This window comes from Streptomyces sp. NPDC055955 (genome assembly GCF_042270245.1).
Lineage (GTDB): Bacteria > Actinomycetota > Actinomycetes > Streptomycetales > Streptomycetaceae > Streptomyces.
On record NZ_JBHJYS010000010.1, the window covers coordinates 152,365 to 175,133 of the forward strand.

Genomic DNA, 22,769 nt, shown 5'->3' on the forward strand with positions numbered 1-22,769 from the left:
CCTTTGCAGCACGCCTCTCGGGCCCTTTACGGGGTGCCGCGCGCGCCCTTCACCGGGAGCCGGAATCCGTCCCGCGGGGTCTTTGGCGGCGGCGGATCGCGTAGGTTGCCGTGCCTGCCGCTCCGGCCAAGCACAGGCCGGCCGTGACGACAGGGATCACCGTGAACCACGGCAGCTCCCAGCTTCCCAGCGCGTCGCCCAGGTAGAGGGCTCCGGCCGCGGTCAGGAACAGGCCCGCGATCAGCTTTCCCGGCTGGAACTCATGACGTGGCACGGGCCACCTCCGCCTGTCCGACACCGACTTCGAGCCGCAGCTCGACCGTGCCGCCGTCCTTGCTGCCCACCGGCGGTGCGAGCGTCACCCTCTGCTCCTGTCCCGGACGGATGTCCACGTCCTGTGTCTTCTCGTCCGGCAGCCGGATGTCACCGACGCCCACCTCGGCCCGCAGCACGACCGTCGCGTTCTTCGGCACGACGACCTTGAGCTGCCCCGCCCCGACCTCCGCTCTCGTCGTCAGCGTCTTGCCCTCGCCGATGTCGATCCCGCTCAGATCCAGCGTGCCGACGCCCGTCCCCAGCTCGTATGTCGGCGCGACCTGGGCGACGGAGGCCGGGGTCCAGTCGGTGCGCACCCAGTGGGTGGTGATGTTGGAGGGGAGCGCGGCCGACGCGGCGAGAAGCCCCGCCGTGACGACCGCGAGGATGATCGAGCCGGCGCCGGTCCGCCCGACGAAGGCGCTGAGCGCGATGCCCAGGCCGAAGACGACGAGCGCGCACGCGAGACCGGCCTGGAGAGCCGTGCCCAGTGGGTGGCCGTGCCACGTCGCTGCCGTGCCCGCGCAGCCCGCGGCCAGTGCGAGAAGGAACGTCCAGCCACCGATCCAGCGCGGCCCGCGCTGCTTGGGTGCTCGGCTTTCCGGCCCGAGGGAGGGTACGTCAGGGCCCCAGACCGTACGGTGCGCGTGCGCCGTGGGCTCGTACCGGATGTCGACGCCGCTGTCCGGCCCCCAGAAGTACCCGGTCCCGCCGACGTGCGTGCCGTCCTTGACTATCGGGTCCCGCCACCAGGAAGGCGCCCCGGTGACGGGCGGCGCCTGGGCCTCGGGCGGCGCGTCGGCCACGGTCTGCGCGGCCAGGGGGTCGGGGTCGGCCGCTCCGCGCTGCTGGGACCAGTACCCCGCGCCAGCGAGGAGCAGGGCGAGGACGGCGGCGAACGTGAGCACCCCGCCGTTGTTCAGCATGGAGAGGAAGAGTCCGCAGCCGACGAGCGCGAACAGCACGGCCGTCAGCGCCGGGCCGTCCACGCGGCCGGAGAGGAGCTTGCGCGCCTCGTTCTCCTCTTCGTCGTCGTACGGGACGAAGAGCCAGGCGAAGCCGTAGAAGATCAGGCCCAGCCCGCCGGTGGCGGCGAGCACGGCGAGGCCGATTCGGAAGATCACCGGATCCATGTCGCAGTGGCGGCCGAGGCCCGCGCACACCCCGCCCAGCGTCCCGTGCCGCCGGTCGCGCCGGAACTTGTCCGGCGGCGCGGGGACGCCGGGCTCCTGTCCCGGTGCGGGCGGCGCGGACGCACCGCCGGAGCCGCGCCCGGACACCGCGTCCTGCGGCTGCCCGGCCGGCGCTCCCGTCGAGGCGTGCTGGTGATCTGTCATGCGTCCATGGTGACGGGCGCAGGTCCGCCGCGGCAGTCGGGACGACCCTGGCCGAACCCTGAAATCGCCCCTGACGGCGCTCGGGGCCGGGGCGGAGATCAGCCTCGGGGCGGGGCCGGAGATCAGGGGAGTCTCCGGGCTCAACCCTGATGCCCGGGGTCCGCCCCACGTGTGACCATCAATGGCATGCCGGAAGTCGCAGCACCCCCCGTTGATGTCCCGCGGCCGCCGCGCAAGCTCTACCGCTCCAGCGACGGACGCTGGCTCGGCGGAGTGGCGCGGGGGCTCGCCGGGCATCTCGGCCTGCCCGTGATCTGGGTGCGGCTGATCTTCGTGGGCCTGTTCATGGCGGACGGCCTCGGTGCGCTCCTGTACGCGGCGTTCTGGTTCTTCGTCCCGCTCGGCGTCGGCGGCGTGGGTGGCGAGCGGCCCCCCGCCTTCACCACGGAGACGGCGCAGGACGGGCGGCGCCGACTCGTCGCCCGCAAGCCGGACAAGGGGCAGATCGTCGCCCTGCTCCTCATGGTCATCGTGTCGATGGTGTTCGTCGGCAACGTGAATCTGGCGGGGAACGCGAAGGCGTATCTGTGGCCGACGCTCCTCGTCGGCGCAGGCGTGGCCCTCGTCTGGCGCCAGGCCGACAATGCGCGCCGGGCTCGCTGGATGGAGGTCGGGCGTCGCAAGCGCACACTGAATCTGGCGCGGGCCGCGGCCGGTGTCGTACTCGTCGGGACCGGCGTCACCGGGATCTTCGTGCTCCAGGGGTCGGCCGAGCACCTCGGCTCCATCCTTCAGGCCGCCCTCGCCGTCCTCGTCGGCATCGCGCTCCTCGCCGGCCCTTATCTCGTGCGCATGACGCAGGATCTGTCCGAGGAGCGCCTCATGCGGATCCGCGCGCAGGAGCGGGCCGAGGTCGCGGCCCATGTCCACGACTCGGTGCTGCACACACTCACGCTGATCCAGCGGAACGCGGAGAGTGCGAGCGAGGTGCGCCGCCTCGCCCGTGCCCAGGAGCGGGACCTGCGGGCCTGGCTCTACAGACCGGAGGGGAACGGGAAGGACGAGGCGGAGGAGCCCGGCACGGTGGCGGAGGCGGTCAAACGCAGCGCGGCCGAGGTCGAGGACAAGCACGGGGTGCCCCTCGAGGTCGTGGTGGTCGGCGACTGCCCGCTCGACGACGGTCTCTCGGCGCAGATGCAGGCCGCGCGGGAAGCGATGGTGAATGCCGCCAAGTACGGTGGCGTGGGCGGTGCGGTCCAGGTCTATGCCGAGGTCGAGGAAGAGACGGTGTTCGTGTCCGTACGCGACCGGGGTCCCGGCTTCGACCTCGACTCGATTCCCGCGGACCGGATGGGCGTACGAGAATCGATCATCGGCCGGATGGAACGTAACGGCGGCACGGCGCGGTTGCGCGCGGTGCCGGACGGTGGCACGGAGGTCGAACTGACCATGAAGAGGGCGGAGAAGACCCCATGAGCGACGAGCAGGTCAATCCCGACGCGAGCGCGGCGAGTGCACCGGAGACGGAGCCGGTCGGCCGTCACGCACGCGTGGTCCTCGTCGACGACCACCGGATGTTCCGCACCGGTGTCCAGGCGGAGATCGGCCGCACCGAGACGACGGGCGTCGAGGTGATCGGTGAAGCCGCGGACGTGGACCAGGCGGTCACGGTCATCACGGCCACGCGCCCCGAGGTCGTCCTTCTCGACGTGCACCTTCCGGGTGGCGGCGGCGTCGAAGTCCTGCGCCGCTGCGCCCCGTTGATGGCGGCCGCCGACAACCCGGTCCGCTTCCTGGCCCTTTCGGTCTCGGACGCGGCGGAGGACGTCATCGGCGTCATCCGCGGCGGCGCCCGCGGGTACGTCACCAAGACGATCACCGGCACGGACCTGGTCGACTCGATCTTCCGCGTCCAGGACGGCGACGCGGTCTTCTCGCCGCGCCTCGCGGGCTTCGTCCTCGACGCGTTCGCCTCGACGGACGCTCCGCCGGTCGACGAGGACCTCGACCGTCTGACGCAGCGTGAGCGCGAGGTCCTGCGCCTCATCGCCCGCGGCTACGCGTACAAGGAGATCGCCAAGCAGCTGTTCATCTCCGTCAAGACGGTCGAGTCCCATGTCTCGGCGGTCCTGAGAAAGCTCCAGCTGTCGAACCGCCATGAGCTGACCCGGTGGGCCACGGCGCGGCGCCTGGTGTGACGGTCCGGGGCCGGCGGCGCGCCGTCAGCGGTGCGCGCCGCCCGGTGCCGGCGCCGGGCTCGGCCAGGCATGAGCCTGACGGCGGGCACCGCACCGGCTCACGCCACCCGCGTAGCCCCCGCAAAAGGCATCTGGTCGATCGGGGCGATGCGGACCGGGGCGCTCGGGTTCGGGGCGTGGATCATTTTGCCGTCGCCGATGTAGAGGCCCACGTGGCTGATGCCCGAGTAGAAGAACACCAGGTCGCCCGGCTGCAGTTGGGAGCGTGGAATCCGTGGGCCCGCGTTGATCTGTGAGTACGTCGTGCGGGGCAGGGAGATGCCCGCGGAGCGGTACGCGGCCTGGGTGAGGCCGGAGCAGTCGAAGGCGTTCGGGCCCGTGGCGCCCCACACATAGGGGCTGCCGAGGGCTTTGTAGGCGTAGGCGATGGCCGCCGCCGTGCGGGAGTCCGGGGCCTTGGGCAGGGCGCCGGACGGCAGGTCGCGGGAGGAGTCCGAGCGGGAGGCGCGGTCGGCCGTGCCGGTGTCGCCGGCGCCCCCTCCGATGCCGGTGCGCTCGGCCGCCGGAAGCCGGTCGAGCAGACGCTTCGCCTCGGCCAGCTTCCCGGTGACCGCTTTCTTCTGCTTTTTCAGCTCGCCCTGCCGCTTGCGCAGCTCGGCGAGCCGGCCGTCGGCCTCGGCGCGCAGCTGATCGATCTGGCGGAGCTCACGCTGCACGCGCGCCACCGCGGAGGTCTGCCGGGCGCCGAGCCGGTCGGCGAGCGCCGCGTTGTCGAGGTACCGGGCGGGATCGGAGGACAGGACGAGCTGGACCGCCGGGTCGAGGGCGCCGGTGCGGTACTGCGCGGCGGCGGCCGAACCGAGCGCTTCGCGCCGGCTGTTGAGCCGGTCCGTCCTGCGGGCCGCCTCGTCACGCAGGGTGCCGAGCTTCTTCTCGGCCTTGTCCGCCTTCTCCTTGGCGCCGTTGTACTTCTCGGTGGCCTTCTCGGCCTCCTGGTAGAGCCGGTCGACTTTCGCCCTCACCTGGCTGGGGGTGAGCCGGGGGTCCGCGTGCGCCGCGCCGTCCAGGGCGGTGGCGGTCGCCACGGAGGCGAGAGCGAGGGTCGCCGCGGTGCGGGCCGTGGGGCCGGTGAGCGAGCGCTGTCGGGGTTTGCGGTGCGCTGCCGACACGAGGGGCACGTCCTTCCGGTACGTCCTGCTTACGCGTCCGGCGGCGGCCGGCACAGGGGGAGCGGGCCGCCGCCGGACCTTTCTCGGCGGTAGGTGCCCGACTACCGCCCCTGAGCGGGGCGGCGGTGGGGAGCCGGTCACCTGAGGGAGGACGCTAAACCTGACCGTCACGGGTTGGTGACGGATTGTCCGCAACTGGTCCGTGTGTTCCGCGTGTGACCGTATGTGACCGGCGAGGGATCGGTGCGGGCCGGTTCATGGGGGCAGTGAGGCCCCGGCTAGGCTCGCCGGTCATGGACGTACTCATCCACCTCTTCGTCGGCCTGCACATCATCGGCATCGCCTCGCTCCTCGGTGGGTTCCTCACCCAGATGAAGGCGATGGGCAAGGGAACGGCCCGGTTCGTCCCGGCGATGCTGCACGGTGCGCTGACCATGCTGGTCACGGGTGTCGTCCTGGTGGGCCTGAATCAGGCGGACGGCAACACCGTCAACAACATCAAGATCGGCGTGAAGCTCGCGCTGCTGATCGTGATCCTCGGCCTCGTCTACGTGAAGCGGGACGACGAGAAGGTGGACAAGGGCCTGTTCGGTCTCGTCGGCCTCCTGACCACCGCGAACATCTTCATCGCGGTGCTCTGGACCTGAGTCGGCATCGCGGTGCTCCGGACCTGAGTCAGCGTGCTGCTCCGGACCTGAACGTCCCGATCAGGGCGGCGAGCCACGCGGCCACCGCGATCCACACCAGAACCTGCCCCGGCCCCCTGAGCCAGGGCACATCGGCGGCGGCGCTCACGGACAGTGCCGCCGCCGCCGTCATTCCCATCGGGAAGACGGTCGACCAGCGCCGCACGTCGTAGCCCGGCCGGCGCCACCGCACCTCCGCCAGCGCCAGCACGACGTACCAGGCCACGTCGAGCGCGAGCAGCAGAAAGCTCATGGTGCGCAGGACGTCCGTGTCGTCGTCGTTCCACAGACCCGTCGCGACGAGCTTCGACGCGGCGAGCGCGGAGATGGCGAGCGCGCCGCCCGCGACCCAGTGGTCTCCGGCGCCGGAGACCACCTCGCGCAGATCGAAGCGGAGCAGTGCGAAGCAGTACAGGACGACCCCGCCCCAGAAGAGCACCATCCCGGTGTACGCGAGCCAGTGCGCGTCGACCGCGGGCGCGAGCGTCGCCGCCAGGACGACGAGGCCCTGCGTCGCGACGCAGCCGAGGAACACGCCCCCCGGCATCCGCGGCTTCCAGTGCCGTACGACGTTGATGAGGAGCACCGGCCAGACGAGCGCGGACAGGGCGAGGAGCGCCTCGGCCAGGGTCTGCAGGCCGAACATGGAGATCCGGGTGCCGAGGACGGTCGTCGCCGCGACCGCGGTGAGCGCGGGCGGGGTGTCGGCCTCGGAGTGCCAACGGTCGCGCTCCCGCACCAGGCGGATCGCGAAGTCCGCCGCGAGGACCAGCCAGAGGGCGGCCGCGAGCACCAGCATGATGCCGGACAGCACCGAGTGACCGGTCAGGTTCAGGCCGACCGAGATGATGCCGGTGGCCATGACGGCGGCACCGGCGGCCGGCGGGAGCTGGGACCACGTGGGTCCGGGACCTGGGGTTGCGTTCGGGCCGCGCACCGCCCGAACGTAACCCCACGAAGGTGGTCAGGCCGGGCGCACCACGCTGTGGATCGGCATGTAGTAGATCGACTCGACGCGGACGTTCGCGCCCGGCTTCGGGGCGTGGATCATCTTGCCGTCGCCGATGTAGATGCCGACGTGGCTGATGTCGTCGTAGAAGAAGACCAGGTCACCGGGCTGGGCGTTGGCCGTGGTGACGGTCGTTCCGACCTTGACCTGGTCCCAGGTCGTGCGCGGCAGCGAGATGCCGGCCGCCTTCCACGCGGCCTGCGTGAGGCCCGAGCAGTCGTACGAGTCCGGGCCCGTGGCGCCCCAGACGTACGGCTTGCCCATCTGGGACTCGGCGAAGGCGATGACTTTCGCGGCCTTGGCCGCGTAGCCGCTGCCGGTGCTGCCGGAGCCCGTACCCGTGCCGGAACCGCTGCCCGTGCCCGGGTTCTCCTTCTGGCGTGCCTCCTCGGCCGCCTTGCGCTTGGCCTCCGCCTCGGCCTGCTGACGCGCCAGCTCCTGCGCCTTCTTCCTGGCGGCCTCCTGCTTCTGCTTCTCGATCGCCGCGAGGCGCGCCTTCTCCTCGGCGGTCAGCTTCGACAGGAGTTCGCGGGCGTCGCCGAGCTTCTGCTGGACATCCCTCTTCGTGCTCCTGAGCGTGGCCTGCGAAGTGGTCAGCGTCTCCAGGCTCCTGGCCGCCTCGGTGCGCTTCTTCGTGGTGGCGGCCTGCTCGGTCTGGTAGTCGTCGACGGCCTTCTTCTGGCGGCTCGTGAGCCGGCTCATCAGCTGGTCCTGGTCGAAGTAGTCCTGCGCGTCGTCGGCGAGGAGCAGCGTCGCGGTGTCGGAGACGGCGCCCGTGCGGTACTGGGCGGCGGCGAAGGTGCCGAGCTCCTGGCGGGCCTTGTTGAGCTTCTCGGTGCGCTGCGCGACGTCGTCGAGCAGGTCGCCGACACGCTTCTGCTGCTTGGCGGTGCGCTCCTTGGCCGCGTTGTACTTCTCCGTGGCGACGCCCGCCTGGTGGTAGAGGGTGTCGACCTTCTTCTGGACCTCTTCCAGGCTCGGCTTCGGCGGCGCGGAGGGGGCGGCGGTCGCGCTCTGCGAGAGCAGGGCTATGGAGGTGAGGGCCGCCGTGGTGATTCCGACGACGGGGGCCGTGCGGGGACCGGCTGTCCTGTTGCGCGGCTTGCGGTGCGACGCCAAGGGGCGCGTCTCCTTCCCATGACCGCCTACCGGGTTAGCTGTCGGGTTCGGGCGGAGATTCGGAAGGCTGCCCTACGGCCGTGCCCTGACGGGTCGTCGGCCGATTCACCCCAAAGGTCGTGGGTCCCCGGTTCCATGCCTCGCGGCGTACTGAACTCAGCGGGGGCGACCCGCTCGCGGCGCGGTTGCCGGCGGGGGGACGGGCGGCCCGCGGAGCACGCTAGCCAACTCGTGTGGCTGCTGTGAAGGTTGATGTTCGATATGCCCGATACATTTTCGTGACCTTCGGCAATCTTGTTCGTGACCTCCGGTAACTCTCACGGAGGGTGATTTCCGCACCACGAGAGGTGGTCGGGCCTACGAAGTCGGGGGGAAGTTTCCGGGGCGGCCGTGGGTGTCAGTGGGGCGGCCTAGACTCGTAGAGCGATGAGCAGCCTCTTTGACGACAGCTTCCTGGCGGACCTCACGGCTTCCAAGGCCGGTGAGGAGCATGCCCCGCCGCCGCCCGAGGACGACATGGCTCCGGAGCACGTTCCGGACGACCTGTTCGACGGGAAGTTCGACGCGCCCCCGGCCAGAGACGCGTACTACCGGGACGGCGCCCCGCGCCCCGCGCTCGACGCGGCGGCGCTCCTCGACGGGCTGAACGAGAACCAGCAGGCGGCCGTCGTCCACGGCGGCTCCCCGCTGCTCATCGTGGCGGGCGCGGGCTCCGGCAAGACCCGCGTGCTCACCCACCGCATCGCGTATCTCCTCGGCGAGCGCGGCGTGCACCCCGGCCAGATCCTCGCGATCACGTTCACGAACAAGGCCGCGGGCGAGATGAAGGAGCGCGTCGAGTCCCTCGTCGGCCCGCGGGCGAACGCGATGTGGGTGTCGACGTTCCACAGCGCCTGCGTCCGTATCCTGCGCCGCGAGTCGAAGAAGCTCGGCTTCACGTCGTCGTTCTCGATCTATGACGCCGCCGACTCCAAGCGCCTCATGGCCCTGGTCTGCCGCGACCTCGACCTGGACCCGAAGAAGTTTCCGCCGAAGTCCTTCAGCGCCAAGATCTCGAACCTGAAGAACGAGCTGATCGACGAGGAGGACTTCGCGGCACAGGCCGCCGACGGCTTCGAGAAGACCCTCGCCCAGGCCTACGCGATGTACCAGTCCCGCCTCCGCGAGGCGAACGCGCTGGACTTCGACGACCTGATCATGACGACGGTCAATCTCCTGCGCGCCTTCCCCGACGTGGCCGAGCACTACCACCGCCGCTTCCGCCACGTCCTGGTCGACGAGTACCAGGACACGAACCACGCGCAGTACGCGCTGGTCAGGGAGCTGGTGGGGTCGGCCGACAGCGGCCGCGCGGAGGACGAGCCGCCGCGTGAGGGCGACCTCCCGCCGGCCGAGCTGTGCGTCGTGGGTGACGCCGACCAGTCGATCTACGCGTTCCGCGGAGCCACCATCCGCAACATCCTCCAGTTCGAGGAGGACTACACCGACGCGACGACGATCCTGCTCGAGCAGAACTACCGCTCGACGCAGACCATCCTCTCCGCGGCCAACGCGGTCATCGAGCGCAACGAATCCCGCCGCCCCAAGAATCTGTGGACGAACGCGGGCGCGGGCGCGCAGATCACCGGTTACGTCGCGGACACCGAGCACGACGAGGCGCAGTTCGTCGCCGACGAGATCGACCGGCTCACGGACGCGCGCGACGCGAAGGCCGGCGACGTCGCCGTCTTCTACCGGACGAACGCGCAGTCCCGTGTCTTCGAAGAGATCTTCATCCGGGTCGGCCTGCCCTACAAGGTCGTCGGCGGAGTCCGCTTCTACGAGCGCAAGGAGGTCAGGGACGTCCTGGCCTATCTGCGGGTGCTCGCCAACCCCGAGGACTCCGTCCCCCTGCGCCGCATCCTCAATGTGCCCAAGCGCGGCATCGGCGACCGTGCCGAAGCGATGATCGACGCGCTCTCCCAGCGCGAGAAGATCTCCTTCCCGCAGGCGCTGCGCCGCGTCGACGAGGCGTACGGAATGGCGGCCCGCTCGACGAACGCGGTGAAGCGGTTCAACACGCTGATGGAGGACCTCCGCACGATCGTCGAGTCGGGCGCGGGCCCGGCCACGGTCCTGGAGGCGGTGCTCGAACGGACCGGCTATCTCGCCGAGTTGCAGTCGTCGACGGACCCGCAGGACGAGACCCGCATCGAGAACCTCCAGGAACTCGCTGCCGTGGCGCTGGAGTTCGAGCAGGAGAGCGCGACGGCGGACGGTGCGGCCGAGGGTGAGGGCGAGGCGAGCGTCGGCACGCTCTCCGAGTTCCTGGAGCGGGTCGCGCTCGTCGCCGACTCCGACCAGATCCCGGACGAGGAGGACGACGGCTCCGGCGTCATCACGCTGATGACGCTGCACACCGCCAAGGGCCTCGAGTTCCCGGTCGTCTTCCTGACCGGCATGGAGGACGGCGTCTTCCCGCACATGCGCTCCCTCGGCCAGGTCAAGGAGCTGGAAGAGGAGCGCCGCCTCGCCTACGTCGGCATCACGCGCGCGCGTGAGCGCCTGTATCTGACGCGCTCCACGCTGCGCAGCGCCTGGGGGCAGCCCTCGTACAACCCGCCGTCGCGCTTCCTGGAGGAGATCCCGGACGCGCATCTGGAGTGGAAGCGGACGGGTGCCATGGCGCCCGCCAAGTCGGCGGGACCGACGAGCGGCATCGCCGCGTCCCTCTCGTCGTCGCGTTCGCGCTCGACGCCGGCGTTCGCCACGCGCCGGGCGACGGAGAAGCCCGTCGTCGCTCTCTCGGTGGGAGACCGGGTCACGCACGACCAGTTCGGCCTCGGCACGGTCGTCGGCGTCAAGGGCACGGGGGCGAACGCGGAGGCGACGGTCGACTTCGGCGAGCCCAAGCCGAAGCGCCTGCTGCTGCGGTACGCGCCGGTGGAGAAGCTGTAGGGAAGGCCGCTGCCGGCGGGCTCGGCCCTACGTCGGGTCGAGCCCGTGGCTGCGGAGCCACGGGAGCGGGTCGACGGCCGAACCGCCGCCGGGGCGCACCTCGAAGTGCAGGTGCGGACCGGTGGAGTTGCCGGAGTTCCCGGAGTGCGCGATGACGTCACCGGCCTTGACCGGTCCGCTCATCACGGTGTGGCTGGAGAGGTGGCAGTACCAGGTCTCCGTGCCGTCCTTCGCCGTCAGGATCGTCATGTTCCCGTACGCGCTGTTCCACTGCGTACGGACGGTGCCGTCGGTCGCGGCCATCACCGGGGTGCCGTACGAGACGGGGAAGTCGATGCCGGTGTGCACGGACATCCAGTTGACGCCGGCCTGCCCGTAGTACGCGCTCAGCCCGCGCTGCGTGACCGGGAGAACGAACTTGGGCCGCAGGCGCTCCTTGCGCGCCGCTTCCTCCGCCGCCTGCTTCCGCTCGGCCTGCTGCTTGGTCCTGAGGTCGATACGTTCCTGGGTGCGGCTCGCCCGGTCGGCGAAGTCGCCCGCGTCCGCGGAGAGGTCCGCGAGCTGGGTGTCGAGCTTGTTGTTGGCGACGGAGGGCTTGACGGCGGTCGCGTCGGGCGCGGAGGCCGCTGTCGTGTCCTTGCTGTCGTCTGTGCCGAGCCCGCCGACGGAGGCCGCGGCGACTCCCGCGACGCCCATCACGCACACCGAGGGCACCGCGACCGTGAGCAGCGCGGAGCGCTTGGCGGGGGAGCGGCGGCGGGAGCGTGCGCGCTGGGCCGGCGTGACCGGGGCGGGCCGCTCGTCGCGGGCGACGATCTCCTCGACGTCCTGGAGTCCGTCGCTGTAGCTGTCCTGGTGACCGTCTTCGTGGCTGTCGTGACGACCGTCGTCGTGGCTCAACTCCGGCTCGGGAGCGTCGGGTTGGCCGTAGTCGTGCCGGGCGTCGGGGGCGTTGCCGTCGTCTTCGGCGCCCGCGGAGTTCCACGCGGTGGCGTCGTACGCGCCCGTGTCGAAGCCTGGTGCTTCGAAGGTCTGCGTCGCGAAAGGCTGGGCCTCGAATGCCGGCGTCTCAAAGGCCTGTGTCTCAAAGGCCTGTGTCTCAAAGGCCTGTGTCTCATAGGCCTGCGCATCGAACGCCTGGGTCTCGAAGGATTGGGTCTCGAAGGCCGCCGGTGCCTGGAAGGTCTGCGTGGCGAACGCGTCCTGTGTGGTGAAGCCCGGCGCCTGGGCCCCGAAGGCGTTCGCGTCCCACTGCCCGGTCTGGTCGGCCCACGCGCTGTTGTCCCACTGGCCGGAATGGTCCGGTCCGGACTGGGCCGGAATTCCGCCGAGTTGCTCGTGAGCGGCGGTCCCCCAGGCAGCGGTGGTGTCGTAGCCGCCGGTGCCGTACGCGGCGGCGTGCTGCTGCGCCGCGTACGGGTCGTGGTGCTGGGATTCCTGCGTCGTCAGCGTCTGGTGCGCGCCGGTCGACCACTGACTGTTGTCGTACGCGCCGGTGTTCTGCGCGCCGGGCAGGTCGCCGAAGAGGGGGTCGGTGGCGAAACCGCCGGTGGCGTAGCCGTCGTAACCGGTGTGGCCGCCGTACGGGGCGCTCTGCTGGTCATAAGCAGCGTAGGGCGCGTAGTCGGCGTCCTGAGCCGGGGCCGGGGTGGTCTGAGTCCCCGACGGGTGACGGTCGTTCACCAACTTCTCTTTCGCCTCGACAACAGGGGCTGCCAGAGCAGTGCGGTGACTGTACCCGGCGGTACGCGGGCACGACAATCTTCAGCTGGTTTCCCGCTCGTAGGAAACGGGCATTCGGCCGTCTTTCGGCGGACTGTGGGCAGAGCCTTGGCCCTGCGTTCGAGAATCGTTCGACGTTTGGCCAGTTCGAGGACCGTTCCGGGGGCGGGTTCAGGCCTGAGTCAGGCGACCGTCAGGCCATTCACCGCGTCGTTGGTGGACGTTCCTTGTGCCTCCTCGGCGTCGAGTACCTGTCGGATGCCGGCGGCGACCGCCGGGTGGACGGGGAGTGCGAGGTGTCCGACCCCGGTGACGCGAACGTTCTGCGCGATCAGGTCGGGGTGGTCGATGCAGGCCGTCTCCAGCGGGACCATGATCTGGTCGAGGTCGCTCCAGAAGCTCACGAAGTGGGTGCGGCAGCCGGGGGCGGGCCGCGACAGCTCCTCGATGACGGTCGAGCCGGGCCGCATCTGCCGGACGATCGGGTGTGCGTCCATCAGCGGCGCGACCGTGGTCCCGCCGTGCGGGGTGCCGAGCGACACGAGGGTGCGTACGCGCAGATCGCCGCCCAGGCATTGCACGTAGTAACGGGCGATGAGGCCGCCGAGGCTGTGCCCCACGATGTCCACGCGGTCATGGCCCGTGCGTTCGCAGATCTCCTCGACATGGCGGGCGAGGAGCGCGGCGGCGGTCCGGATGTCGTACGTCAGTGGAGAGTAGTTGAGCGACTCCACGTGGTGACGATCGTGCTGGACGAGCGAGCGGCGCAGCAACACGAAGACGGAGCGATTGTCGATGAAGCCGTGCAGGAGAAGGACCGGCGGCTTGCTCTCGGTGGCAGGCAGGCGGGCGCTGCACGTGCTGTCGGTGCTGTGGGCGTTCTGGGCGCCGGAACCCGGCAGGGTGGCACTCTCCGTCAGGTACGAAGCCTCGTCGTCCCCCTCGTCCATGGGGGTGGGGGCGTAGCCGAGCGGAGGGAGCGCGGGGACGGCCCTGCGCTCCTGGATGATGCCGGACGGGTACAGGAGGAGATGCCCGGCGAGGATCGCGACCTCGAGAGCGGTCGCCTTCAACAGAGAGACGGAGACTCCGGCCAGTCTGGCGGGAAACACCAGCCTGGCGGGGATCAGCTGACAGAGCGGGCGAAAAGGCAGGATGTTCGTGACCTTCATGGCCGACCTCCCGTCGGCACCCGGGATAACGGCTCTGTCTCCCGTGTGCCCTCATGGGAAGCATGCGCCGAGGTGGCCGACGATGCGCGTCGTACGCGGGCGGTGATCGATCGATGCCCGTGAGTGACCATTGCGGTGCGTCACAAAATCCCCGTACGTACCGCCCCGCCGATGCGCGCCGTGCCGCCCGCCGCGCGGTCGGCGGCGGTGTGGTGCGGCTGTCTCTTTGCGGCTCCCCTTGCGCCAGCGGCCCCCGTATGCGGCTTCTGAGCCGCCTGCGGCGGCTGTGGCGCGCAGCGAACGTGTCCCATCGTGTGATTTCCCCCTCGCTCCGCACCGCGAAACGGCCGGTTGCGGGATGCTGTCGATAACGTTCGTTCACTTCCCGGGTACGTATCAGGTCAGGTATCGGGTAGAAGTCGGTTCATGGAGGCAGTGATGGGTGTGGCAGCCGGTCCGATCCGCGTGGTGGTCGCCAAGCCGGGGCTCGACGGTCACGATCGCGGGGCCAAGGTGATCGCGCGGGCGCTGCGCGACGCCGGTATGGAGGTCATCTACACCGGCCTGCACCAGACCCCGGAGCAGATCGTCGACACGGCGATCCAGGAGGACGCCGACGCGATCGGTCTCTCGATTCTTTCCGGGGCGCACAACACGCTCTTCGCGCGCGTCATCGAGCTCCTCGTGGAGCGCGACGCCGCGGACATCAAGGTGTTCGGCGGCGGGATCATCCCCGAGGCGGACATCGCTCCGCTCAAGGAGAAGGGCGTCGCGGAGATCTTCACCCCGGGCGCGACGACGGCTTCGATCGTGGACTGGGTCAACGCGAACGTCCGTCAGCCCGCCGGAGCCTGATCCTTCCTGCTCCCTCCCCGGCGAGGGAGCAGGAGAGCCGGTTCGGTGCGTGGGTCGCGCGCTCCGCCCGAACCGGACAGATCCCTGCCCTGCCTCGCCGAGTACCTCCAGCGCCTACGTCCCTCTCAACTCGTCCCGCATCGCCAGCCGCAGGCGCAAGGTGCTGACCAGGCGCTGGAACGCTTCCGACCAGTAGCTGCCGGCTCCGGGGGCCGCGTCCTCCGGTTCGTCCGGGGTGGCGGTGAGGCCGTCGAGGCGGGGCGCCTCCGCGGGATCCAGGCAGCGTTCGGCCAGGCCCATGACGCCGCTGAAGCTCCAGGGGTAACTGCCCGCGTCCCGCGCGATGTTCAGCGCGTCGACCACGGCCCGCCCGAGTGGCTCGGCCCACGGCTGGGCGCAGACCCCGAGCAACTGGAACGCCTCGGACAGGCCGTGCGTCGCGATGAACCCCGCCACCCACTCGGCGCGTTCGCCGTCGGGCAGTGCGCCGAGGAGCTTCGCCCGTTCGGACAGAGATACGGCGCCGGGGCCTCCGGCGTCCGGTGACGCCGGCACGCCCAGGAGCGCGCGCGACCATACGGCGTCCCGCTGGCGCACCGCGGCCCGGCACCAGGCGGCGTGGAGTTCGCCCTGCCAGTCGTCGGCCACCGGCAGCGCGACGATCTCTTCCGCAGTGCGGCCCCCGAACCGCGCGGTCCAGCCGCTGAGCGGCGTCGCCTCGACCAACTGACCGAGCCACCAGGACCGTTCGCCGCGACCTGCCGGCGGCTTGGCGACGACGCCGTCGCGCTCCATGCCCGCGTCGCACTCGTGCGGCGCCTCGACGGTGATCGTCGCCGCGCCCTGGGTGCGGTCGACGGCGACGCAGGAGGCGGCGCGCGACGCCATCCGTGCCGCGAGCGCCGAGCCGGGGAGCGCCGAGAGCAGCTCCGCGGCGGTGGCCCTGACGTTGCGGCTGCGGTCGGACAACGCCTGTTCCAGGAACGGCTCGTCGGTGTCGGCGAGCCCCGACCGCAGCGAGTCGAGGAACATCAGCCGGTCCTCGGCCCGCTCGGCGGACCAGGTGGTGGCGAGCAGTTCGCGGGCCGCTGCCGGGTCGTGCGCACGTACCGTCGCCAGGAGCGTGACCCGTTCGGCGAACAGGCCCTCGTCCCACAGACGTCGCACGTCGGCCGCATCACCGGGAGCCGGGAGAGTCGTGCCGCCGCCTGGAGTGGAGCGCAGCGCGAACCTCCAGTCCGGGTTCAGCCGGGCCAGCCACAGCGCGCGCGGGCCGGCGAGCGTGAGGGCCTGAGGCCGCAGATCCGTGCGCCCGCGGGCCGCGTCGAGGAGCGCGGGGAGGAGGTCCGAAGGCGCCGCGTACCCCTGTTCGTTGGCCCCGGCCAGCCACTGGGGCAGCAGCTCCATCAGGTCGGGGGCCGTTCCACGGCGGCCTCCTCCGGAGCCGGGGCGGTCGGTGAGCAGCATCGCGAGTCTGTGTCGCGCGGCGGCCGGGAGCGGGGGGCGCGGATCGTTCACCGCGCGTGCCGGGGGCGCGGCGGCGGGCGCCGGCCGCAGCCCGGCCCGCCGTCGTACGGTCTGTACGGCGGCGGCGTCGAGCAGCGCGAGGGGTGCGTCGGCGCCGGTCGCGTGCCCTGGTGGCGTCCGCCGGTCTGTGCCCAGCAGGGCCACGGTGACCAGCTCTTCCCATGGGTCACCGATGGTGGTCGTGGTCGTGCCGTCGGCGGTCGAAGGTCCGTTCATGTCGCTCCTCTCCCTGGAATGGGTCCGCCTGGTTGTCTCCGTCGTCTTCGTCGCCCGGCTCGTCAGCACAGCGTCACTGCTTCTCCCGGGCCTTCGGGCCAGGCCGTGAGAGGGGTGAAGCCTCGGTGGCCGCACTCGCCGAAGACGGTGACCGGGGCTCCGCCGGACAGCGCGGCCAGCCGCCACAGCCCGGGACCGGACGCCGCCTTCGGCGTGATCGGGAGCGCCAGTCGTTCCGAAGCCGTTCCCGCCGGATCAGGTTCCTTCATGTCATCTCCCGCGTCGGCCAGTTGCCACCCGCCGCTCGCGTCGTCCGGGGTCGGTACGACCCGGCTCAGCGTCACCGGCCAGGACTCCAGCCATGGGTCACGGCCCAGCGCCTCCCCGTACCGCGCCGCCGCCTCCGCAACGCCTGCGCCCTTGGGGCGTACGGGACTTGGGGCGGGCGCCGTGAACTGCTCGCCCAGGTCGGCGCGGAGCTGACCGTCTCCCGCGTACGCGGAGAGCTCGGCGTCGAGTGCAAGGCCGACCGGCAGCGAGAGCGCCGGGGCGCGGCCCGCCGCGCCGTAGGAGAGGAGGAGTGCCGTCCGGCCGGACTCCGTCCCGTACAGCCATATGCGCCGTGTGGTGAGCCGGCTGTCGGCCGTGTCGTACTGCGCCAGGACCAGCCATCGGTCCCGCGTGGGTGGCCCGCCCGCCGATGACGGCAGCCCGATGCGGGAGCGGACCGTCGCCGCGAGTCCGGCGGGGAGCAGGTCGCGGCGCAGCCAGCCTCGGTCGAGGAGGTGCAGCAGCGCGCATTCCTCCAGGAACCGCACCGGCCAGCCGGGACCGGACGCGGGTATCGTCCCCAACTCCCGCGCCCGCGCGGCCAGTCCGGGCGCCTGCGCGTCCACCATGCGGGCCGCGGTCTCCTCCCACATCCCGTAACCGGCCTGCTCCGCCGAGGCGAGGCCGCCGCGCAGCAGGTCCGCGAGCCGCTGCTCCAGCTCGCTCGCGCCCGCCGTGACCCGCTCGGCTCGGCGCTCGGCCCTGCGGCGCGCTGCCTCGGGATCAGCGGCCGCGCCCCCGGCCGTGTCCGCATCCCGCTTGGTCTGCGCCCGCTTCCTGCGCCCTTCGGCCCACTGCTCCGCCCAGTCCGGAAGGGTCCGCACGTCCGGCACCGAACCGTCCGCCCCCGCCCACAGCAGGAGCAGCCCGAGCGCGTGCTTGCACGGGAACTTACGGCTCGGACAACTGCACTTGTAGGCCGGGCCCGCCGCGTCCGCGACATCCACGACCGTCTGATACGGCTTGCTGCCACTGCCCTTGCAGAGCCCCCACACCATCCCCTCGTCCGAACTTCCCGCCTCCGACCACGGTCCGGCGACGCCGAGTTTGCCGCCCGCCTTGCGTGACGAGACGTCAGGCGCCAGTGCCAGCACCTGGTCCGCCGTCCAGCGCACCCCCTGCTGAGTCATGTCCTCGAAGGTAGGTCCCGCCACTGACAATCACCGGTGGCGCGGGTGTTGGCGCAGGTCAGCGGCGTGCGGCCGGTGATTGTCAGTGGCGTGGTGCACGGTGGAGTCACATCCCGGCCGAGTGCTCGGGATGTGCCGGACGTGCCGGCCGAGCCCGGCCGAAATCGAGGGGGATCGCCATGACCGTGTCCGTCGAACCGACCGAGAAGAGCGCCGCGTCCGCGGGGGATCGGGGAGCCGCGCAGGCGCTGCGGCCGCATGCCGAAGACGCCTTCGCCGCCGAACTCGCGGCGCTGGCAGCTCAGGACGACCGGCCGCGCCCGGAGCGCTGGCGCCTGTCGCCGTGGGCCGTCGCCACGTATCTGCTCGGCGGGACGCTGCCCGACGGGACCGTCATCACGCCGAAGTACGTGGGGCCGCGCCGCATCGTCGAGGTCGCCGTCACCACGCTCGCGACGGACCGCGCCCTGCTGCTGCTCGGTGTGCCGGGCACCGCGAAGACATGGGTCTCCGAACATCTCGCGGCGGCCGTCAGCGGAGACTCGACGCTGCTCGTGCAGGGCACGGCGGGCACTCCCGAGGAGGCGATCCGGTACGGGTGGAACTACGCGCGGCTGCTCGCCCACGGCCCCAGCCGCGACGCCCTCGTGCCCAGCCCCGTCATGCGCGCCATGTCCGAGGGCATGACGGCCCGGGTCGAGGAGCTGACCCGCATCCCGGCCGACGTACAGGACACGCTGATCACGATCCTGTCGGAAAAGACCCTGCCGATACCGGAGTTGGGTCAGGAGGTGCAGGCCGTCAGGGGCTTCAATCTGATCGCCACGGCGAACGACCGGGACCGGGGGGTCAACGACCTGTCGAGCGCGCTGCGCCGCCGCTTCAACACCGTGGTGCTTCCGCTGCCGGAGAGCGCCGAGGCGGAGGTCGACATCGTCTCGCGCCGCGTCGACCAGATCGGCCGCTCCCTCGAACTGCCGGCCGCTCCGGACGGTTCGGACGAGATCCGCCGCATCGTCACGGTGTTCCGCGAGCTGCGCGGCGGCGTCACCGAGGACGGGCGTACGAAGCTGAAGTCACCGAGCGGCACGCTGTCCACGGCCGAGGCGATCTCCGTGGTGACGAGCGGACTCGCGCTGGCAGCCCACTTCGGGGACGGTGTGCTGCGGCCGTCGGACGTCGCGGCGGGCATCCTCGGCGCCGTCGTCCGTGACCCGGCCGCGGACCGGGTGATCTGGCAGGAGTATCTGGAGGCCGTGGTGCGTGAGCGGGACGGCTGGAAGGACTTCTACCGCGCGTGCCGTGAGGTGAGCGTATGAGCGAGCGGGGCAGGGGGCCGCTGCTGCTCGGGGTGCGCCATCACGGCCCCGGTTCGGCCAGGGCCGTGAGGGCCGCGCTCGACGCGGCCGCTCCGGGTGTCGTCCTGGTCGAGGGGCCGCCCGAGGCGGACGCCCTGGTGTCGCTCGCCGCCGACGAGGACATGGTGCCGCCGGTCGCGCTGCTGGCGCATGTCGTGGACGAGCCGGGGCGTTCCGCGTTCTGGCCGATGGCCGAGTTCTCCCCGGAGTGGGTCGCGATCCGCTGGGCCCTGGGGCGGGGCGCGGCGGTCCGTTTCATCGACCTGCCGGCGGCGCACAGTCTGGCCCTGCGCACGCAGGCCGTGACGCCGGACGATCCCGAGGGGGCCGGGGGCCAGGGCGAGGACCAGGGCGAGGACCAGGGCGGCGATGACGTCAGGGAGACGATGCGTGTCGATCCGCTCGCCGTACTCGCCGAGACCGCGGGACACGACGACCCGGAGCGCTGGTGGGAGGACGTCGTCGAGCACCGGGCCGGGGCGGGGGACGTGTTCGCGCCGTTCGAGGCGCTCGGCGAGGCGATGGCGGCGCTGCGGGAGGAGTTCGGCGACGGGGGACACGAGCGGGACCTCGTCCGGGAGGCCTATATGCGCCTTCAACTACGCGCAGCACAGAAGGAGTTCGCGAACGGGATCGCGGTGGTGTGCGGTGCGTGGCACGTTCCGGCGCTGCGCGTGAAGACGACCGTCGCCGCGGACCGGGCCGTTCTCAAGGGACTGCCCAAGGCCAAGGTCGACATGACCTGGGTGCCCTGGACCCACCGCCGTCTCGCGCGGGCCGGGGGATACGGAGCGGGCATCGACTCGCCCGGGTGGTACGGGCATCTGTTCAGTGCCCCTGACCGGCCCGTCGAACGCTGGATGGCCAAGGTCGCCGGGCTGTTCAGGGACGAGGACAAGGTCGTGTCGTCGGCCCACGTCATCGAGGCGGTGCGGCTGGCCGAGACGCTCGCCGCGATGCGGGGCCGTCCGCTGGCCGGGCTGACCGAGACGACGGACGCGATCCGTGCCGTGATGTGCGAGGGGTCGGACGTACCCCTGTCGCTCGTCCACGACAAGCTCGTCGTGGGGGACGCGCTCGGCGAGGTCCCCGACGCGGCGCCCGCCGTGCCGCTGCAGCGCGACCTCACACGGCTCCAGCGCTCCCTGCGGCTCAAACCGGAGGCACTGGAGCGGGAGGTGGAGCTCGACCTGCGCAAGGACACCGACGCGGCGCGCAGCCGGCTTCTGCACCGGCTCCGCCTCCTCGACGTCGGCTGGGGCGAGCCGGCGCGGTGCGCGCGCGCCTCCACCGGTACGTTCCGGGAGACCTGGCGGCTGCGCTGGGAACCCGAGCTGTCCGTGCGCGTGGCCGAGGCGGGCGTCTGGGGCACGACCGTGCTCTCGGCCGCCACCGCCAGAGCCGAGGCGGACGCGATCGGCGCACAGGCCCTCGCCGACATCACGGCCCTCGCCGAGCGCTGCCTCCTCGCCGAACTGCCGCAAGCCCTCCCGGTGGTGATGCGCGTACTGGCCGACCGCGCCGCGATGGACACGGACGTCGGCCATCTCGCCCAGGCCCTGCCCGCCCTCGTCCGATCCTTGCGCTACGGCGACGTACGGGGCACGGACACCCGGGCATTGAGCGAGGTCGCGGCCGGTCTCGCCGAGCGCGTCTTCGTGGGCCTGCCACCCGCGTGCGCGGGGCTCGACGCGGACGCCGCGGCAGAGATGCGCGGACATGTGGACGCGGTCCACGCGGCGGTGGGGCTCCTGGAGGACGACGGGACGGCCGGACACAGACGCCGCTGGCACTCCGTGCTGCGGGTCCTCGCCGCACGTGACAGCGTGGCCGGCGTGATCCGGGGGCGGTGCGCGCGACTCCTCCTCGACGACGGACAGCTGGCCGAGGGCGAGGCCGCGCGGCTGATGGGGCTCGCCCTCTCGCCCGGCACCGGACCCGCCGAGGCCGCCGCCTGGATCGAGGGGTTCGTCGGCGGCGGCTCCGGCGGCGGGCTGCTCCTCGTGCATGACGAGCGGCTGCTCACGCTCGTCGACGACTGGCTGACGGGCGTCTCCGCCGACGCGTTCACGGACGTACTGCCGCTGCTGCGCCGCACCTTCTCCGCCTACGAGTCCGGTGTGCGCCGCACGCTGGGCGAGCTGGTGCGGCGCGGGCCCGCGGGGGCGGGACCCACGGCAGCCGTGGGCACGGCACCGCCGGGGTTCGCGCCCGGGCTCGACGAGCCGCGCGCGGACGCGGTGCTGCCCGTGCTGCGGCTGCTGCTCGGGGCGGACGACGCGGACACCGGCGCCACATCCGGCGCCGGCGCCGGCGCCGGTTTCGGTTTCGGCTCCGGTTCCGGCCGGGGTGACAACGACCTTGTGGGGGTGGCCTGATGGCGGTCGACCAGGTGGACGAGCTCAGCGGGGGAGCCCGGGGCGAGCGGATGCGGCGCTGGCGGCTCGTGCTCGGCGGGGACGAAGCGGACGGCACCGGCTGCGCGCTCGGCGGTCAGGACGCGGCGATGGACGGCGCGCTCACCGCGCTCTACGGCGGAGGGGACAAGAAGAAGGAGGGGCGGGGGCGCGACCGTTCGGCCGGCCTCGGGGCGTCCGCGCCGTCCGTGGCGCGCTGGCTCGGCGACATCCGGACGTACTTCCCGTCCTCCGTCGTCCAGGTCATGCAGCGCGACGCCATCGACCGCCTCGGTCTGTCCGCGCTGCTGCTCGAACCGGAGATGCTGGAGGCGGTCGACGCCGACGTGCACCTCGTCGGCACGCTGCTCTCCCTCAACAAGGCGATGCCGGAGACGACGAAGGAGACCGCACGCGCCGTCGTGCGCAAGGTCGTCGAGGACCTGGAGAAGCGGCTCGCCACGCGGACCCGCGCGACGCTCACCGGCGCGCTCGACCGCAGCGCCCGTATCAACAGGCCCCGCCACCACGACATCGACTGGAACCGCACGATCGCGGCCAACCTCAAGAACTATCTGCCGGAGTACCGAACGGTCGTCCCCGAGCGGCTCATCGGATACGGCCGTGCGTCCCAGTCGGTGAAGAAGGAGGTCATCCTCTGCATCGACCAGTCGGGCTCGATGGCGGCGTCCGTCGTCTACGCCTCCGTGTTCGGCGCCGTGCTGGCCTCGATGCGGTCCATCAACACGCGGCTCGTCGTGTTCGACACGGCCGTCGTCGACCTCACCGACCAGCTCGACGACCCGGTCGACGTCCTGTTCGGCACGCAGCTCGGTGGCGGCACCGACATCAACAGAGCGCTCGCGTACTGCCAGTCGCAGATCACCCGCCCCGCCGAGACCGTCGTCGTCCTCATCAGCGACCTCTACGAAGGCGGCATCCGGAACGAGATGCTGAAGCGGGTCGCCGCGATGAAGGCGTCGGGAGTGCAGTTCGTCACGTTGCTCGCGCTGTCCGACGAGGGGGCTCCCGCTTACGACAGGGAACACGCGGCGGCGCTCGCGGCCTTGGGGGCACCGGCCTTCGCGTGCACTCCGGATCTCTTCCCGGAGGTGATGGCGGCGGCGATCGAGAAGCGGCCGCTGCCGATACCGGACGCCGGACACCCGATGAACGGGACGCCGTAAATCCGGACATGACTACCCATCGGTAACAGGGGGCTTGCGCAACCTCGGGCGTCCCGTGCAAGGATCGGCGCGGCTGTTCTCATCCCCGCGCCCACGCGTCCCGCGT

At 71.6% G+C, this 22,769-nt stretch carries 17 protein-coding genes and 1 riboswitch; of the genes, 8 read left to right on the forward strand and 9 right to left on the reverse strand.

All coding sequences use genetic code 11. From position 1 onward, the window contains the following. Nucleotides 1–49: 49 nt before the first annotated feature. Together ACFC96_RS21630 and ACFC96_RS21635 are read right to left on the reverse strand one after the other, a co-directional pair. Nucleotides 50–274 (reverse strand): hypothetical protein, encoded by a 225-nt coding sequence (locus tag ACFC96_RS21630; protein ID WP_376260076.1) that lies wholly within the window; start codon nt 272–274, stop codon nt 50–52. After that, nucleotides 261–1,652, reverse strand: a complete 1,392-nt coding sequence (locus ACFC96_RS21635) for a PspC domain-containing protein (protein WP_376613620.1) — start codon at nt 1,650–1,652, stop codon at nt 261–263. The genes ACFC96_RS21630 and ACFC96_RS21635 overlap by 14 nt, the downstream gene beginning before the upstream one ends. A 186-nt stretch (nt 1,653–1,838) precedes the next feature. Here ACFC96_RS21635 and ACFC96_RS21640 point away from each other — a divergent pair, with 186 nt between their 5' ends. Both ACFC96_RS21640 and ACFC96_RS21645 read left to right on the forward strand, forming a co-directional pair. Continuing rightward, nucleotides 1,839–3,128 (forward strand): PspC domain-containing protein, encoded by a 1,290-nt coding sequence (locus ACFC96_RS21640; RefSeq protein ID WP_376260073.1) that lies wholly within the window; start codon nt 1,839–1,841, stop codon nt 3,126–3,128. Continuing rightward, nucleotides 3,125–3,850 carry a LuxR C-terminal-related transcriptional regulator gene (locus ACFC96_RS21645; protein WP_376260071.1) on the forward strand — a complete coding sequence of 242 codons (726 nt, stop codon included), beginning with the start codon at nt 3,125–3,127 and terminating at the stop codon, nt 3,848–3,850. The genes ACFC96_RS21640 and ACFC96_RS21645 overlap by 4 nt, the downstream gene beginning before the upstream one ends. A 98-nt stretch (nt 3,851–3,948) precedes the next feature. Here ACFC96_RS21645 and ACFC96_RS21650 read toward each other — a convergent pair whose 3' ends face one another. Next, nucleotides 3,949–5,019, reverse strand: coding sequence for an NlpC/P60 family protein (locus tag ACFC96_RS21650; RefSeq protein ID WP_376613622.1), 1,071 nt, complete (start codon nt 5,017–5,019; stop codon nt 3,949–3,951). 293 nt (nt 5,020–5,312) lie between these two features. Between ACFC96_RS21650 and ACFC96_RS21655 the strand changes: the two genes are divergently transcribed. Then, complete coding sequence (locus ACFC96_RS21655; protein ID WP_266561052.1) at nt 5,313–5,666, forward strand: hypothetical protein; 354 nt, start codon at nt 5,313–5,315, stop codon at nt 5,664–5,666. Nucleotides 5,667–5,694: 28 nt separating this feature from the next. Here the strand turns inward: ACFC96_RS21655 and ACFC96_RS21660 are convergent, their stop codons facing one another. Both ACFC96_RS21660 and ACFC96_RS21665 read right to left on the reverse strand, forming a co-directional pair. Further along, entirely contained in the window at nt 5,695–6,567 is an 873-nt protein-coding gene (locus ACFC96_RS21660) for a tellurite resistance/C4-dicarboxylate transporter family protein (protein WP_376260067.1), read from the reverse strand. Nucleotides 6,568–6,669: 102 nt separating this feature from the next. Continuing rightward, a complete protein-coding gene (locus ACFC96_RS21665; protein ID WP_376613624.1) occupies nt 6,670–7,833 on the reverse strand; it encodes an NlpC/P60 family protein in 1,164 nt (387 codons plus the stop codon). 8 nt (nt 7,834–7,841) lie between these two features. Beyond that, a riboswitch (cyclic di-AMP (ydaO/yuaA leader) is annotated at nt 7,842–8,005 on the reverse strand. Between the two features lie 254 nt (nt 8,006–8,259). Between ACFC96_RS21665 and pcrA the strand changes: the two genes are divergently transcribed. Further along, nucleotides 8,260–10,770 (forward strand): DNA helicase PcrA, encoded by a 2,511-nt coding sequence (pcrA, locus tag ACFC96_RS21670; RefSeq protein ID WP_376613626.1) that lies wholly within the window; start codon nt 8,260–8,262, stop codon nt 10,768–10,770. 27 nt (nt 10,771–10,797) lie between these two features. On the opposite strand, the gene ACFC96_RS21675 is transcribed toward pcrA, so the two are convergent. Together ACFC96_RS21675 and ACFC96_RS21680 are read right to left on the reverse strand one after the other, a co-directional pair. Further along, nucleotides 10,798–12,453 carry a M23 family metallopeptidase gene (locus ACFC96_RS21675; RefSeq protein ID WP_376613627.1) on the reverse strand — a complete coding sequence of 552 codons (1,656 nt, stop codon included), beginning with the start codon at nt 12,451–12,453 and terminating at the stop codon, nt 10,798–10,800. Nucleotides 12,454–12,674: 221 nt separating this feature from the next. Continuing rightward, nucleotides 12,675–13,664 (reverse strand): lipase family alpha/beta hydrolase, encoded by a 990-nt coding sequence (locus ACFC96_RS21680; RefSeq protein ID WP_376613628.1) that lies wholly within the window; start codon nt 13,662–13,664, stop codon nt 12,675–12,677. Nucleotides 13,665–14,102: 438 nt separating this feature from the next. Between ACFC96_RS21680 and ACFC96_RS21685 the strand changes: the two genes are divergently transcribed. Beyond that, nucleotides 14,103–14,519: a cobalamin B12-binding domain-containing protein gene (locus ACFC96_RS21685; RefSeq protein ID WP_100594811.1), complete on the forward strand. Its 417-nt coding sequence runs from the start codon at nt 14,103–14,105 to the stop codon at nt 14,517–14,519. Nucleotides 14,520–14,633: 114 nt separating this feature from the next. Here the strand turns inward: ACFC96_RS21685 and ACFC96_RS21690 are convergent, their stop codons facing one another. Beyond that, nucleotides 14,634–16,262 (reverse strand): DUF5691 domain-containing protein, encoded by a 1,629-nt coding sequence (locus ACFC96_RS21690; protein WP_376613630.1) that lies wholly within the window; start codon nt 16,260–16,262, stop codon nt 14,634–14,636. A 62-nt stretch (nt 16,263–16,324) separates the two neighbouring features. Further along, on the reverse strand, nt 16,325–17,722 hold the full coding sequence (locus ACFC96_RS21695; protein WP_376613632.1) for an SWIM zinc finger family protein: 1,398 nt from the start codon (nt 17,720–17,722) through the stop codon (nt 16,325–16,327). A 179-nt stretch (nt 17,723–17,901) separates the two neighbouring features. On the opposite strand from ACFC96_RS21695, the gene ACFC96_RS21700 reads away from it, so the two are divergent. The 3 genes from ACFC96_RS21700 to ACFC96_RS21710 are packed head-to-tail and all read left to right on the forward strand — an operon-like array spanning nt 17,902 to nt 22,663. After that, nucleotides 17,902–19,041: an AAA family ATPase gene (locus tag ACFC96_RS21700; RefSeq protein WP_376260053.1), complete on the forward strand. Its 1,140-nt coding sequence runs from the start codon at nt 17,902–17,904 to the stop codon at nt 19,039–19,041. Then, entirely contained in the window at nt 19,038–21,458 is a 2,421-nt protein-coding gene (locus ACFC96_RS21705; RefSeq protein WP_376613634.1) for a DUF5682 family protein, read from the forward strand. The genes ACFC96_RS21700 and ACFC96_RS21705 overlap by 4 nt, the downstream gene beginning before the upstream one ends. Next, complete coding sequence (locus tag ACFC96_RS21710) at nt 21,458–22,663, forward strand: VWA domain-containing protein (RefSeq protein WP_376260050.1); 1,206 nt, start codon at nt 21,458–21,460, stop codon at nt 22,661–22,663. Before ACFC96_RS21705 ends, ACFC96_RS21710 begins: the two co-directional genes overlap by 1 nt. Nucleotides 22,664–22,769: the final 106 nt, after the last annotated feature.

Coding starts and splice junctions, on each gene's coding strand:
- ACFC96_RS21695 (WP_376613632.1), bottom strand. CDS start 17,722: ATGACTCAGCAGGGGGTGCGCTGGACGGCGGACCAGGTGCTGGCACTG.
- pcrA (WP_376613626.1), top strand. CDS start 8,260: ATGAGCAGCCTCTTTGACGACAGCTTCCTGGCGGACCTCACGGCTTCC.
- ACFC96_RS21680 (WP_376613628.1), bottom strand. CDS start 13,664: ATGAAGGTCACGAACATCCTGCCTTTTCGCCCGCTCTGTCAGCTGATC.
- ACFC96_RS21640 (WP_376260073.1), top strand. CDS start 1,839: ATGCCGGAAGTCGCAGCACCCCCCGTTGATGTCCCGCGGCCGCCGCGC.
- ACFC96_RS21635 (WP_376613620.1), bottom strand. CDS start 1,652: ATGACAGATCACCAGCACGCCTCGACGGGAGCGCCGGCCGGGCAGCCG.
- ACFC96_RS21660 (WP_376260067.1), bottom strand. CDS start 6,567: ATGGCCACCGGCATCATCTCGGTCGGCCTGAACCTGACCGGTCACTCG.
- ACFC96_RS21690 (WP_376613630.1), bottom strand. CDS start 16,262: ATGAACGGACCTTCGACCGCCGACGGCACGACCACGACCACCATCGGT.
- ACFC96_RS21710 (WP_376260050.1), top strand. CDS start 21,458: ATGGCGGTCGACCAGGTGGACGAGCTCAGCGGGGGAGCCCGGGGCGAG.
- ACFC96_RS21645 (WP_376260071.1), top strand. CDS start 3,125: ATGAGCGACGAGCAGGTCAATCCCGACGCGAGCGCGGCGAGTGCACCG.
- ACFC96_RS21685 (WP_100594811.1), top strand. CDS start 14,103: ATGGGTGTGGCAGCCGGTCCGATCCGCGTGGTGGTCGCCAAGCCGGGG.
- ACFC96_RS21655 (WP_266561052.1), top strand. CDS start 5,313: ATGGACGTACTCATCCACCTCTTCGTCGGCCTGCACATCATCGGCATC.
- ACFC96_RS21700 (WP_376260053.1), top strand. CDS start 17,902: ATGACCGTGTCCGTCGAACCGACCGAGAAGAGCGCCGCGTCCGCGGGG.
- ACFC96_RS21705 (WP_376613634.1), top strand. CDS start 19,038: ATGAGCGAGCGGGGCAGGGGGCCGCTGCTGCTCGGGGTGCGCCATCAC.